10 protein-coding genes are annotated in these 14,521 nt (G+C 62.0%); 1 reads left to right on the top strand and 9 read right to left on the bottom strand.

Annotated elements, in window-relative coordinates; translation table 11 throughout:
* Positions 1 to 53 precede the first annotated feature (53 nt).
* Entirely contained in the window at positions 54 to 947 is an 894-nt protein-coding gene (locus VXM67_RS03805) for a LysR family transcriptional regulator (protein ID WP_027907915.1), read from the bottom strand.
* 195 nt (positions 948 to 1,142) lie between these two features.
* On the opposite strand from VXM67_RS03805, the gene VXM67_RS03800 reads away from it, so the two are divergent.
* Positions 1,143 to 2,300: an MFS transporter gene (locus tag VXM67_RS03800; protein ID WP_367237701.1), complete on the top strand. Its 1,158-nt coding sequence runs from the start codon at positions 1,143 to 1,145 to the stop codon at positions 2,298 to 2,300.
* A 36-nt stretch (positions 2,301 to 2,336) separates the two neighbouring features.
* On the opposite strand, the gene VXM67_RS03795 is transcribed toward VXM67_RS03800, so the two are convergent.
* From VXM67_RS03795 to aroB, 8 genes are all read right to left on the bottom strand, one after another.
* Entirely contained in the window at positions 2,337 to 2,684 is a 348-nt protein-coding gene (locus VXM67_RS03795) for a YgiW/YdeI family stress tolerance OB fold protein (RefSeq protein ID WP_104882279.1), read from the bottom strand.
* 81 nt (positions 2,685 to 2,765) lie between these two features.
* On the bottom strand, positions 2,766 to 3,212 hold the full coding sequence (gspG, locus tag VXM67_RS03790) for a type II secretion system major pseudopilin GspG (RefSeq protein ID WP_027907913.1): 447 nt from the start codon (positions 3,210 to 3,212) through the stop codon (positions 2,766 to 2,768).
* A 121-nt stretch (positions 3,213 to 3,333) separates the two neighbouring features.
* Positions 3,334 to 3,846, bottom strand: a complete 513-nt coding sequence (locus tag VXM67_RS03785) for a cytochrome b/b6 domain-containing protein (RefSeq protein WP_023378233.1) — start codon at positions 3,844 to 3,846, stop codon at positions 3,334 to 3,336.
* A 245-nt stretch (positions 3,847 to 4,091) separates the two neighbouring features.
* Entirely contained in the window at positions 4,092 to 5,156 is a 1,065-nt protein-coding gene (hemE, locus tag VXM67_RS03780; protein ID WP_023378232.1) for a uroporphyrinogen decarboxylase, read from the bottom strand.
* Positions 5,157 to 5,363: 207 nt separating this feature from the next.
* Positions 5,364 to 6,782: an FAD-dependent oxidoreductase gene (locus tag VXM67_RS03775; protein WP_023378231.1), complete on the bottom strand. Its 1,419-nt coding sequence runs from the start codon at positions 6,780 to 6,782 to the stop codon at positions 5,364 to 5,366.
* A 106-nt stretch (positions 6,783 to 6,888) separates the two neighbouring features.
* A complete protein-coding gene (gene gltB, locus VXM67_RS03770; RefSeq protein WP_023378230.1) occupies positions 6,889 to 11,334 on the bottom strand; it encodes a glutamate synthase large subunit in 4,446 nt (1,481 codons plus the stop codon).
* Between the two features lie 374 nt (positions 11,335 to 11,708).
* Positions 11,709 to 13,334, bottom strand: coding sequence for an AAA family ATPase (locus VXM67_RS03765; protein WP_104883044.1), 1,626 nt, complete (start codon positions 13,332 to 13,334; stop codon positions 11,709 to 11,711).
* Positions 13,335 to 13,349: 15 nt separating this feature from the next.
* Positions 13,350 to 14,447: a 3-dehydroquinate synthase gene (aroB, locus tag VXM67_RS03760; RefSeq protein WP_023378228.1), complete on the bottom strand. Its 1,098-nt coding sequence runs from the start codon at positions 14,445 to 14,447 to the stop codon at positions 13,350 to 13,352.
* Positions 14,448 to 14,521 lie beyond the last annotated feature (74 nt).

Genomic DNA, 14,521 nt, shown 5'->3' with positions numbered 1-14,521 from the left:
CCGGCCCCTGCAGTGGGCGCCGGGTTGCCGGGGCTGCGCCCTTACCCAGCCCTTCATCCCATCAACAACCCCGTCAGCAGCTCGGCAAATGCCTTGGCCATGACCGATCCACCACCCTCACGCTGCACCAGCCACACCGCGCTCGTCGCCCCCTCGTCCAGCAAGGTGCGATACACAACGCCCTCGATCTGCATGCGCTGGAACGAAGCAGGCAACACCGACACCCCCAGGCCCGCTGAAACCAGCCCAATGATGGTCATCGCTTCGCCTGCCTCCTGGGCGAAGTGCGGACTGAACCCGGCATCGCGCGCCAGGTTCAGCAGTTGCGCATACAGGCCACTGCCATAGCTACGCGGGAAGAACACGAACGGTTCATGGGCCAGCGCCGCGATGTGCACTCCCCGCTCGGTGCCAACGGCCAAGGGGTGCGATGCGTTGATCACCGCCACCAGCGGCTCTCGAAACAGCTCGGTGGCTACCAGCCCGTCCGGTAAGGGCATCGGACGCATCAGGCCGACCTCGATCGACTCATCGAACACCCCTTCGGCAACATCGCGGCTGCTCATTTCCTTCAGGTTCAGATGCACCGCGGGAAAGCGCTGGCGAAACGCATGGATGGCCTTGGGGATCTTCGACGTGAACGGTGCCGACGAGGTGAAGCCGATCTTCATTTCACCCAGTTCACCCAACTGAGCCCGACGCGCCACATCGGCCGCCTTCTCGACCTGGGCCAGCACTTGACGCGCTTCCTCGAGAAACAGGCGTCCTGCTTCGCTCAGTTCGACGCGGCGGTTGGTGCGCTCGAACAGACGCGCCCCCAACTCGAGTTCCAATGCCTGGATCTGCTGGCTCAGAGGGGGCTGGGAGATTCCCAGTTGTTGAGCGGCACGGCCAAAGTGCAGTTCTTCGGCCACGGCAATGAAGTACCGCAGATGGCGCAGTTCCATGAAGGGCTCCAATCAAGTCGCAGAACATCTCAAATAGGTCGAACAATATATTGGATGTAATCATTAGCGAGCTATATGCTTTTTTCATCGCGCTTGAGGTACCTGTCCGTGAAAACAGCTGTAGCTTCCCAGCCTACCGAACCTGACCCGACGACCTTCAACGACACCTGGATCGAAAAAGGCACCCCCGCCTTCATGAAGACCGTGCTGGCCCTGTTCAGCGGTGGCTTCGCCACCTTCGCCCTGTTGTACTGCGTGCAGCCAATGATGCCGCTGCTCTCCAAGGAGTTTGCCATCAACGCCGCGCAGAGCAGCCTGGTGTTGTCGGTTTCGACTGCCATGCTGGCCTTCGGACTTTTGATCACCGGGCCGATTTCCGATCGCATCGGGCGCAAGCCGGTGATGGTGTTCGCGCTGCTGTGCGCGGCACTGTCGACCTTGGCCAGCGCAGTCATGCCGACCTGGGAAGGGGTACTGGCAACCCGTGCACTGGTCGGTCTGTCGCTGAGCGGCCTGGCAGCGGTGGCAATGACTTACTTGAGCGAAGAGATCCATCCCCAGCACATCGGCCTGGCCATGGGCCTGTACATCGGCGGCAATGCCATTGGCGGCATGAGTGGGCGGCTGATCACCGGCGTCCTGATCGACTTCGTCAGCTGGCACACGGCGATGCTGACCATTGGCGGCCTGGCCCTGATGGCAGCGGTGGTGTTCTGGAAAGTGCTGCCCGAATCGCGCAACTTCCGCCCGCAGGCCATGAACCCGCGCAACCTGCTGGATGGCTTCGTCACGCACTTCAAAGACGCAGGCCTGCCCTGGCTGTTCCTCGAAGCCTTCCTGCTGATGGGCGCTTTCGTCACCCTGTTCAACTACATTGGCTACCGCCTGCTGGCCGAGCCCTACCACATGAACCAGGCGCTGGTCGGCCTGCTGTCGGTGGTGTACCTGTCAGGTATCTACAGTTCAGCGCAGGTAGGCGCGCTGGCCGACAAGCTGGGCCGGCGCAAGGTGTTCTGGGCCAGTATCCTGGTGATGGCCAGCGGTTTGTTGATGACCTTGTTCAGCCCGTTGGCGATGGTCATCCTCGGCATGCTGGTGTTCACGTTCGGCTTCTTCGGTGCGCACTCGGTGGCCAGCAGCTGGATCGGCCGTCGGGCACTGAAGGCGAAAGGGCAGGCATCATCGCTGTACCTGTTCTGCTATTACGCGGGGTCGAGCGTGGCCGGGACGGCAGGTGGTGTGTTCTGGCACCATGCGGGCTGGAATGGAATCGGGCTGTTCATCGGCAGCCTCTTGGCGGTGGCACTCCTGGTGGCGCTGCACCTGAGCACATTGCCGACCAAGACAGCGTGAAGCCAGGGCCGGGCAACGGCCCCAGCAGGCACCGAGTCAGTTGATGATCTCGACGATGTCCACGTCCACCTCACGGCTCATCAGGTGCTTTTCCACTTCGCCGGTCAGTTTTACCTTGGTCTTCTCGTTGAACGGCGTTGCTGGCAGGTCCTCATCGTCGATTTCAACGGTGATGGTGCCGGTGTTGTCCTTGAATTCGTACTTGTCGTCGTTGTTGATCTTCTTGGTCACGAACCCTTGCAGTACGACCGGGGTGTCGTCTGCGGCTTCGTTGGCCGCTGCCACGGTGATCACAGGTTGGGCACCGGGGCCGGTGTAGCCTGCAGCCAGGGCAGCGGTGCTGAACACAGGCACAAGCAGGAAGGCCAGGTAACGGAATTTCATAGGGTAAGTCCTTGTTTGGGTTTCGATGGCCTCAGAGTAGCGAGCACTGCTGAAGCGAAACTTAATCGCTCGGCGGTGGGCTCACTCGGCCCAGTTGCCAACGTCGGCGTTTTCCCCTTCCCCACCCGCTTCACCGTCGGCGCCCCAGGAGAACAGGTCATAGTCCAGGTTCGAGCGCGTGCCCGGAATTTCGTACTGGTAGGCAGAGCCCCAGGGGTCGGCTGGCAATGACGCCAAATAGCCTTGGGCATCCCAGAATCTTGGCAGGGGTGGCCGGGTAGGCAATTTGACCAGCGCCTCAAGCCCCTGCGCCGTGGTGGGATAGGTGCCATTGTCCAGTCGATACACCTCCAGCGCCGAGGCGATCGACTTCAGGTCTTCCCGCACCGTGAACACACTCGGCTGAGCGGGGAGAACCAGGAGGCTGAGCATCACCAGCACTCCCAGCATGCCAAGCGTCGCCATCACCATCATGATTTCGACCAGCGTCAAACCTCGCCGGAGCGGACGAGTAAAACGTATGAGCATGTAAACAAACCTGTTGATGGAGTTTGGGGAGGACCAATAGGCAGCGAACACGCCCCTCCCCACCGACATCGCAAGATGCAGCGTCACCGGCCAGACCAGGACTCAGGAGGGCATCAGCCACTCAGGGCAGCATTCGTCGCAGCACGTTACGTCCCTGATAGCCCTGCACGACGACCGCGCCGACATGCACCAGCAACAAGACCGTCAGGAGTGCGCGGGAGACACGATGCAGTTCAAACCAGATATCCAGCCACAGCGGATCGTCCAGCAACGCAGGAACGATGAACCAGCCGAGCACATCGACCTCGCGCCTGATCATCAATACGCCGGACAACAAAACGGCAGCGGTACTCAAGTAGAGCGCCTCGTGCACCGTGCAAACCATCAATTTCAGTGGTTGACCGGCGGGGCCGACTTCGCGCTGGGTGCAGAGCCGGTACAACAGGCAACGCAGCAGGAACAGGGGAATATAGAGCACGCAGATCGCCGCATTGAAACCACTGATGCGTTCGTAGGTCGAGCGCTCTACATCCATCAGTGCGACGCAAAGGTCACTGAGCAGTACCCACAGAATCAATACAGCGGAAAGCCAGTGGAGCAGAATCCGTTGCCAGCAATACTTTCGTTCATGCATGACACGGTCTTTGAGGCGGCCAGGCCAGCAGCTCTCTGACGTGAACACAGGGAGGACCGAAGGTGGATACTTGCCTGATGGATGTGTTTTGCATGAAGGCTCCAGGCGCACGTGAGGGGTTCGGGCGAAGCCTCAAGACTAGAGAACCGCTCCAGACCGCCCTATAGGAAAAGTCTGGCGGCTGGCTGCAAAACCTAACCAGGCGCTGTCAGGCCATTGCGACCTGACAGCCACTGGAAGAACGCTTAGTTGTGGTACTGCGCCGACAACTCGTGGACGGCGTTGATGAACACGCCAGCATGCTCAGGGTCGACTTCCGGGGTAATGCCGTGACCGAGGTTGAATACATGGCCGCTCCCCTTGCCGTAGCTGGCCAGGATGCGCGCCACTTCCTTGCGGATGGCCTCTGGCTTGGCATACAGCACGGTCGGGTCCATGTTGCCCTGCAGGGCCACCTTGTCACCCACCCGGCGACGGGCATCGCCGATCTCGCAGGTCCAGTCCAGGCCCAGTGCATCGGCACCCGCCTCGGCAATGCTTTCCAGCCACAAGCCGCCATTCTTGGTGAACAGGATCACCGGCACCTTGCGGCCTTCGTGCTCGCGAACAAGACCGCTGACGATCTTGCGCATGTAGGCCAGGGAGAACTCCTGGTAGGCCGCCGCCGACAGGTTACCGCCCCAGGTATCGAAGATCTGCACCGCTTGAGCACCGGCAAGGATCTGGCCATTGAGGTAACTGGTCACCGACTGGGCCAGCTTGTCCAGCAGCAGGTGCAGGGCTTCGGGGTTGTCGTAGGCCATGGCCTTGGTTTTGCGGAAGTCCTTGGATGAGCCGCCTTCGACCATGTAGGTGGCGAGAGTCCATGGGCTTCCCGAGAAGCCGATCAGCGGCACGCGGCCATTGAGCTCGCGGCGAATGGTGCTGACGGCGTCCATCACATAGCCCAGGTCCTTCTGCGGATCGGGGATCGGCAGCGCCTCGATGTCGGCCAGGGTGCTGATGACTTTCTTGAAGCGAGGGCCTTCGCCTGTCTCGAAGTACAGGCCCTGGCCCATGGCATCGGGGATGGTGAGGATGTCCGAGAAGAGGATCGCCGCGTCCAGAGGGTAGCGGTCCAGCGGCTGCAGGGTGACTTCGCAGGCGAACTGCGGGTTCATGCACAGGCTCATGAAATCACCGGCCTTGGCGCGGCTGGCGCGGTACTCCGGCAAGTAGCGGCCGGCCTGGCGCATCATCCACACCGGGGTGACGTCTACGGGTTGCTTGAGCAGAGCACGCAGGAAACGATCGTTCTTCAGGGCAGTCATGTCGGCATCCGGAAAAAAAGTGCGGGCATTTTCTCAGACGCACAAAGAAAAGGCACGGCTGTTTGCCGTGCCTTTTGTCTATCGGTATGTCCTGGATCAATAGATTTTGTATACAAAACTATTGATAGGCTGTCGCTAACGCCCCTGTCGCCGGCAAGTCGCCGCCTACGAAGACTGCAAAGTCCTTGCACCAGCGACAGGCCAGGATCACACCTCCAGGTAGTCCAGGATGCCTTCGGCAGCGGTACGGCCTTCGAAAATGGCGGTCACCACCAGGTCGGACCCGCGCACCATGTCACCACCGGCGAACACTTTCGGGTTGCTGGTCTGGTGCTTGAACTTGCCTTTTTCAGGCGCCACTACGCGGCCTTGGCTGTCGGTCTGGATATCGAACTGTTCGAACCACGGCGCCGGGCTCGGGCGGAAACCGAAGGCGATCACCACGGCGTCGGCCGGCAGGATCTCTTCGGAGCCCGGAATCGGTTCGGGGCTGCGGCGGCCACGGGCATCTGGCTCGCCGAGACGGGTCTCGACCACCTTCACGCCTTCGACCTTGTCTTCACCAACGATGGCGATGGGCTGGCGGTTGTAGAGGAACTTCACGCCCTCTTCCTTGGCATTCTTCACCTCACGGCGCGAACCCGGCATGTTGGCCTCGTCACGACGGTAGGCGCAGGTCACCGACTTGGCGCCCTGGCGGATCGAGGTGCGGTTGCAGTCCATCGCGGTGTCACCACCACCGAGCACCACCACCTTCTTGCCTTGCATGTCGACGAAGTCTTCCGGCGACTTTTCGAAGCCCAGGTTGCGGTTGACGTTGGCGATCAAGAAGTCCAGCGCGTCATGCACGCCCGGCAGGTCCTCGCCTGGGAAGCCGCCCTTCATGTAGGTGTAGGTACCCATGCCCATGAACACCGCGTCGTACTCGGCGAGCAGTTGTTCCATGGTGATGTCCTTGCCTACCTCGGTGTTCAGGCGGAACTCGATGCCCATACCGGTGAAGACTTCGCGGCGATTGCTCAACACGGTCTTTTCCAGCTTGAACTCAGGGATGCCAAAGGTCAGCAGGCCACCGATTTCCGGGTTCTTGTCGAACACCACCGGCGTCACACCGGCGCGTACCAGCACATCGGCACAACCCAGGCCTGCCGGGCCTGCGCCGATGATCGCCACACGCTTGCCAGTCGGCTTGACCTTGGACATGTCCGGGCGCCAACCCATGGCGAAAGCGGTGTCGGTGATGTACTTCTCCACCGAGCCGATGGTCACTGCACCGAAACCGTCGTTCAGGGTACAGGCACCCTCGCACAGACGGTCCTGCGGGCAGACACGACCGCACACTTCCGGCAAGGTGTTGGTCTGGTGCGACAACTCCGCCGCGGCCAGGATGTTGCCTTCGGACACCAGCTTCAACCAGTTGGGGATGAAGTTGTGAACCGGGCACTTCCATTCGCAGTAAGGGTTACCGCAGCCCAGGCAACGGTGCGCCTGCTCCACGGATTGCTGCGGCTTGAAGGGCTCGTAGATTTCCACGAACTCCTTCTTGCGCTGGCGCAGCAGCTTTTTCTTCGGGTCCTTGCGGCCCACTTCGATGAACTGGAAGTCGTTGTTCAGACGTTCAGCCATTTTTCAAAACCTCTTTACCGCAGTTGCAAGCCTCAGGCCGCAAGCTGCAAGACGATCACTTGAGCACGACGGGCCCCGCGCACGGGGCCGTCACTTGCAGCTGTTCTTACTGCGGGTTGGCACGGGTGCTGGACAGCAGTTGCTTCAGGTTGGCCGCCTTCGGCTTGACCAGCCAGAAACGCCGCACGTAGTCGTCCAGGTTCTCGGAGAGCTCACGCCCCCACTCGCTGCCGGTCTCTTCCACATACTCAGCCAGGACGCGCGCCAGGTGGCTCCGATAGGCCTCCATCGCCTCGCCACTGATCCGCTGGATTTCCACCAGCTCGTGGTTGAGTTTGTCGACGAAGGTATTGTCCATGTCGAGCACGTAGGCGAAGCCGCCAGTCATGCCAGAACCGAAGTTGTAACCGGTCTTGCCCAGAACGCAGACAAAGCCACCGGTCATGTACTCACAGCAGTGATCGCCAGTACCCTCGACAACAGCGTGGGCGCCGGAGTTACGCACAGCGAAGCGCTCGCCGGCAGTGCCAGCGGCGAACAGCTTGCCGCCAGTGGCGCCGTACAGGCAGGTGTTGCCGACGATAGCACTGTGTTGGGTTTCGAACGGGCTTCCGGCCGGTGGCACGATGGTCACCTTGCCGCCAGTCATGCCCTTGCCGACGTAGTCGTTGGCATCACCTTCCAGGTGCAGATTCAGGCCACCGGCGTTCCACACGCCAAAGCTCTGGCCCGCAGTCCCCTTGAAACGGAAGGTGATTGGCTTGTCGGCCATGCCCTGGTTGCCGTACAGCTTGGCGATTTCGCCAGAGATGCGGGCACCGATGGAGCGGTCGCAGTTGCAGATGTCGAGCGCGAACTCGCCACCCGCCTGGTCGCGGATCGCCGGAAGGGCCATCTCGACCATTTTCTCAGCCAGCTCACCCTTGTCGAACGGCGGGTTCTTGTCCACTTCGCAGAACTGCGGCTTGTCGGCCGGAATGTGCGAGCTGCCCAGCAGCGGTGTCAGGTCGAGGTACTGCTGGCGCTCGGTGTCGCCTGGCAGCACATCAAGCAGGTCGGTGCGGCCGATCAGCTCGCCGAGGCTGCGCACGCCGAGCTTGGCCAGCCACTCGCGGGTCTCTTCGGCGACGAAGGTGAAGAAGTTGATCACCATGTCGACGGTGCCGATGTAGTGGTCCTTGCGCAGCTTCTCGTTCTGAGTGGCGACGCCAGTCGCGCAGTTGTTCAGGTGGCAGATGCGCAGGTACTTACAGCCCAGGGCAATCATTGGCGCGGTGCCGAAGCCGAAGCTCTCGGCGCCGAGGATCGCGGCCTTGATCACGTCCAGACCGGTTTTCAGACCGCCGTCGGTCTGTACCCGGACCTTGCCGCGCAGGTCGTTTCCGCGCAGGGTCTGGTGAGTTTCGGCCAGGCCGAGTTCCCACGGGGCACCAGCGTACTTGATGGAGGTCAGCGGCGATGCACCGGTACCACCGTCGTAACCGGAGATGGTGATCAGGTCGGCATAGGCCTTGGCCACGCCAGCGGCGATGGTACCCACGCCCGCCTCAGCCACCAGCTTGACCGAAACCAGCGCCTGCGGGTTGACCTGCTTGAGGTCGTAGATCAGCTGCGCGAGGTCTTCGATCGAGTAGATGTCGTGGTGCGGTGGTGGCGAGATCAGGGTCACGCCAGGAACCGCATAGCGAAGCTTGGCGATCAGGCCGTTGACCTTGCCACCTGGCAGCTGGCCGCCTTCGCCGGGCTTGGCGCCTTGGGCGACCTTGATCTGCAGCACTTCGGCGTTGACCAGGTACTCGGGGGTCACACCGAAACGGCCGGTGGCCACCTGCTTGATCTTGGAGCTGCGGATGGTGCCGTAGCGCGATGGGTCCTCGCCGCCTTCACCGGAGTTGGAGCGCGCGCCCAGACGGTTCATGGCCTCGGCCAGCGCCTCGTGGGCCTCTGGCGACAACGCACCCAGCGAGATACCTGCGGAGTCGAAGCGCTTGAGGATGTCCTCCAGCGGCTCGATCTGATCCAGCGGCAGCGGCTGGTCGGCCACCTTCACCTTCAGCAGGTCACGGATCATCGACACCGGGCGCTGGTCGACCAGCGTGGTGTATTCCTTGAACTTGGCGTAGTCGCCCTGCTGCACGGCAGCCTGCAGGGTGTTGACCACGTCTGGGTTGTAGGCGTGGTATTCGCCGCCGTGGACGAACTTCAGCAAGCCGCCTTGCTGGATCGGCTTGCGCGCGCTCCAGGCTTCGGCCGCCAGCAGCTTCTGGTCACCTTCGAGGTCGACGAAGCGCGCGCCCTTGATCCGGCTGGAGACCCCTTTGAAGCTCAGGCCAACCACTTCCTCGGACAGGCCCACCGCTTCGAACAGCTGGGCGCCACGGTACGAGGCGATGGTCGAGATACCCATCTTCGACAGGATCTTGAGCAAGCCTTTGGAGATGCCTTTGCGGTAGTACTTGAACACTTCGTCCAGGTCGCCCAGCACTTCACCGGTGCGGATCAGGTCGGCCAGCACTTCGTAAGCCAGGTACGGGTAGACAGCCGAGGCGCCGAAGCCCAGCAGCACGGCGAAGTGGTGCGGGTCACGGGCGGTGGCGGTTTCCACCAGGATGTTGCTGTCGCAGCGCAGGCCTTGCTCGGTCAGGCGGTGGTGCACCGCGCCAACGGCCAGGGAGGCATGCACCGGCAGCTTGCCCGGGGCGATGTAGCGGTCGCTCAGCACCAGCTGGGTCTTGCCGCTGCGCACCGCTTCCTCAGCCTGGTCGGCGATATTGCGGATGGCTGCTTCCAGACCGACGCTTTCCTCATAGTTGAGGTCGATCAGCTGGCGGTCGAAACCTTCGCGCTCCAGGCTCATCAGCGAACGCCATTTGGCGGGCGAGATGACCGGCGAGCTGAGAATCACCCGCGAAGCATGCTCCGGGGACTCCTGGAAGATGTTGCGTTCGGCACCCAGGCAGATTTCCAGGGACATCACGATCGCTTCGCGCAGCGGGTCGATCGGTGGGTTGGTCACCTGGGCGAACTGCTGGCGGAAGAAGTCGTAAGGCGAACGCACGCGCTGGGACAGCACGGCCATCGGCGTGTCGTCGCCCATCGAGCCGACCGCTTCCTGGCCCTGCTCGCCGAGCGGACGCAGCACTTGGTCACGCTCTTCGAAGGTGACCTGGAACATCTTCATGTATTGCTTGAGCTGGTCAGCATCGTAGCTGGCCACGCCCTGGTCGTCGGTCAGGGTCGCCTGGATACGCAGGGCGTGCTGACGCAGCCAGCGCTTGTATGGGTGACGCGACTTCAGACGGTTGTCGATGGCATCGGTGTCGAGGATCTGGCCAGTCTCGGTATCGACGGCGAAGATCTGACCCGGGCCGACACGGCCCTTGGCCAGCACGTCTTCCGGCTTGTAGTCCCACACGCCGATTTCCGAAGCCAGGGTGATGTAGCCGTTCTTGGTCGTCACCCAACGTGCAGGACGCAGGCCGTTACGGTCGAGCAGGCAGACCGCGTGGCGACCTTCGGTCATGACGATGCCGGCCGGGCCGTCCCACGGCTCCATGTGCATGGAGTTGTATTCGTAGAAGGCGCGCAGGTCGGCATCCATGGTCTCGACGTTCTGCCAGGCTGGCGGCACCAGCATGCGCACGCCGCGGAACAGGTCGATGCCACCGGTGACCATCAGCTCCAGCATGTTGTCCATGCTCGAGGAGTCGGAACCGACGCGGTTGACCAGTGGGCCAAGCTCTTCGAGGTCGGGGATCAGGTCATTGGCGAATTTGGTGCGACGGGCCATGGCCCAGTTGCGGTTGCCAGTGATGGTATTGATCTCGCCGTTGTGGGCGAGGAAACGGAACGGCTGCGCCAGCGGCCATTTCGGCAGGGTATTGGTGGAGAAGCGCTGGTGGAACACACAGATCGCGGTCTGCAGGCGCTCGTCGCTCAGGTCTGGGTAAAACGCCGCAAGGTCACGCGGCATCATCAGGCCTTTGTAGATGATGGTCTTGTGCGAGAAGCTGCAGATGTAGTGGTCGGCATCATGGGCGTTGGCCACGGACGAGCGGCGACGGGCACTGAACAGCTTGATCGCGAATTCCTGGTCGCTCAGGCCTTCACCGCCGATGAACACCTGTTCGATCTGCGGCAGGCGCTCCAGGGCCAGGCGGCCAAGCACGCTGGTGTCGATCGGGACTTTGCGCCAGCCAACCAGCTTCAGGCCAGCCGCGAGGATTTCGCGGTCCATGTTGGCACGGGCGGCTTCGGCTTTGACCGGATCCTGGTTGAAGAACACCATGCCGACGGCGTACTGCTTGGGCAGTTCGACGGCAAAGTGCTCCTGGGCGACGGCACGCAGGAATTGATCGGGCTTCTGCATGAGCAGACCGCAACCGTCACCGGTCTTGCCGTCGGCGTTGATCCCACCACGGTGGGTCATGCAGGTCAGCGCCTGCATGGCGGTTTGCAGAAGGTGGTGACTCGGCTCGCCCGTCATATGGGCGATCAGGCCGAAACCACAGTTGTCCTTGAATTCTTCGGGATGGTACAGACCTGTTTTCATAGACACTTTCTCACCAGGTTCACCTCTCAACCGGAGGCAAATCTCTTTTTAGTACAACCACTTACCATCCACGCCGATCAAACGCCAGCTTTTTTGCGGTGGCCATGGAAAACCATTGTTGCACAGCGACAGTGATACTCACAAATTTTCATGTCTCACCATTGAAAATTTATGTCGCAATTTTGAATGTTTTTGCGCCATGCGCCGTGATAGCGGCCTGGCTCGAGTCTGAAGCGTTTCAGCCATGACTGCAAGATTGGCTTGTGGCCGGCAGTCTGGGACAGAAAAGCCTGCCGCGCTCAGGCGCAGCAGGCTAGTCGAATGTCAGTGGTCGCTCAGCAACTGGGCGGCGGGGTGTTGCCGCCCGGAAGGTTTCAGCGGGCCGAGGCCAGCTCTTGTTGGACGCTGGCGACGGTACGTGGCCAAGGTTTACCAGCCTGGACCTTGGCTGGCAAGTTCTTGATTGCCGCAACCGCTGCATCGCGGTTGGCGAAGTTGCCATAAGTGACGACGTACAGCGGTTTGCCCTGCAGGTTTTTCTTGAAGTAGCGATAGTCGCCACCCTGCGCCTTGACGAACGCCTGTGCCGATGCCTCGGAGCTGGTACCAAGGATCTGCACCACATAGTTGCCAGGTTTCTGGCCCGCGTACCAGCCGCTGTTGCCACTGCCACCGGCTGCCGGTTTTTCGGCCGGCTTGGCGGCCGGCTTGGCCGCAGCGACCTGGGTCGGTGCCTGGGCTGGCTTGGTAGGCGCAACCGGTTTGGCAGGCTGGGTTGCAACAGGCTTCTGCGCAGGCGCAACCGGCTGCACCGGAGCCGTGGTGACAGGTTGCGCGGGCGTCGGCGCAGGGCCAGCAGCCACGCCCTGGGGCGGTGCGATGGTCGTCACTGTAGGGGGAGTGCCCGGTTGCAGCGCGGTGTCGCCAGCCGGGCTGCCTTCCTCACCCTCACCCATGCCCGCGGCCTGAGCCAGCGGCTCACGCATCACTGGCTGCGACTGCCCTACCAGCGGCAGCGGCATCGGCTGGGACGTACCGGAGAACTCGATGGCCGGGCCACCATTGTTCGACTGCGCAGCCCCCGGCTGACCTTCGCCCAACGGCAACTGCGCCTGTGCGGCAGGGGCTTCGGCGGGCGCCTTGTCGCTTTTCTTCGGCATCAGAACCGCGGCCGCAACGGCGACCACAACCACAGCGGACAGCGCGAGCACGTGTTTCTTAGGCATTTTGAACCCCATGGTTGGTCGCTTGGCCGTTCCACGGCTGGCGATCATGGCTTCGATCAAAGTATCGCGGGCGACCTGGTTGATGTTGCCAGGCCAGCCGTCGGAGTTTTCATGGATATCGACGATCTGTTCACGGGTGAACACCTCGATGCCCCGGCCAGCACCATCCAGGCGTTGCTCCAGGTACTCGCGGGTTTCCTCCTCGCTGTAGGGCGCAAGCTCGATGATATGGAAACGCTCTTCCTCGACTTCGATTGCCTCCAACCCGGCAATCAGGGACGGCTCGCCGAACAGGAACACATGCGGACGCCCTTCCGGCATGCCCGCCGCCAATTCCAGCAACGCTTGGAGTGCCGACTCGTCGAGTTGTTCCGCATCGTCCACCAGCAAGTAGACTTCTTGCCCGGTCAGCGCCAGCTGCACCACCTGGGACAGGATAGCCTGCACCTCCGGCTGGGCCACACTCAGCGACTGCGCGACTTGCCCGAGCACGCTGGCGGCATCGCTGGCACCGCGGGCGGAAACCACCACGCTTTGCACTGACTGTTTGTTGGTGCTGGCCACCAGTGCCTGGCGCAGCAGGGTCTTGCCGCTGCCTACAGGACCTGTGACGACCAGCATCAAATGGCTATAACGGGCCAAGTGATGCAATTGCCCGAGCACCGGCTTGCGTTGGGCCGGGAAGAACTTGAAGCCGGGCACACGCGGCGCGAACGGATCGTGGCTCAACTGGTAATGGTCGAGAAACGCCTCATCGGCATGCAAACTGGTCATTGCGCTGTCACAACCTCAAAGCTGGGCCACGATCGCGCGGTAGTCCGCCGACAGCGTGGCCTGAAGAATCTCTTTCGGATAGTCGTCGGTTACCACGGCTTCACCCAGCTGGCGCAACAGCACCAGACGCAGGCGACCGTCGAGCACCTTCTTGTCGACCGCCATATGCTCCATGAAATGCGCCGGGGTCATTTCCTGTGGTGGCACCACCGGCAAACCTGCTTCCTGCATCAGGCGGATTCCGCGGTCCCGCGCCGGCTGGTCGATCCAGCCAAGGCGCATGGACATTTCCAGGGCCATTACCGTGCCCGCTGCCACGGCTTCGCCGTGCAGCCAGACACCATAACCCATGTGGGTTTCGATGGCGTGGCCAAAGGTATGCCCAAGGTTCAGGGTCGCCCGTACGCCGGACTCGCGCTCGTCGGCACCGACCACGGCCGCCTTGGCCGCACAGGAGCGACGGATGGCTTCGGTCAAGGCCGCAGGCTCCAGGGCGCGCAGGGCTTTCATATTCTGTTCGAGCCAGTCCAGGAAAGGCTTGTCGCAGATCAGGCCGTACTTGATCACTTCAGCCAGGCCGGCGGACAGCTCACGCTGGGGCAAGGTCTTGAGGCTGGTGGTGTCGATCAGCACCGCGTTGGGCTGATAGAAGGCACCGACCATGTTCTTGCCCAGCGGGTGATTGATCCCTGTCTTGCCACCTACGGAGGAGTCGACCTGCGACAACAGGGTGGTGGGCACTTGGATGAAGTCGACACCACGCTGGTAACAGGCGGCCGCAAAACCGGCCATGTCGCCGATCACGCCGCCACCCAGGGCTACCACGGTGGTACGACGGTCATGGCGGGCGGTCAACAGGGCGTCGAAGATCAGTTGCAGGGTTTCCCAGTTCTTGTGGGCCTCGCCGTCCGGCAACACCACAGGAAGCACCGAGTAGGCGCCCAGGGTATTGGCAAGGCGTTCGAGGTACAGAGGCGCGACGGTCTCATTGGAGACGATGGCGACTTGCCGCCCGGCAATGTGGGGCGCCAGCAATTCAGGCTGGTCCAACAGGCCTTCGCCAATGTAGATCGGGTAGCTACGCTCACCCAGGTCGACCTTTAGTGTCTGCATGTATCCCCACAATGTACTTTGGCGCGACGTCGGTAGAGCGACCCACGCGGTGACGTTGAACCTCGCCTCGGCGC

The sequence above is a fragment of the Pseudomonas sp. Rh2 genome, from assembly GCF_040762985.1.
Taxonomy (GTDB): domain Bacteria; phylum Pseudomonadota; class Gammaproteobacteria; order Pseudomonadales; family Pseudomonadaceae; genus Aquipseudomonas; species Aquipseudomonas taiwanensis.
Note: the sequence above shows the minus strand (reverse complement) of the source record. Positions and strands in the feature narration are given on the sequence as shown.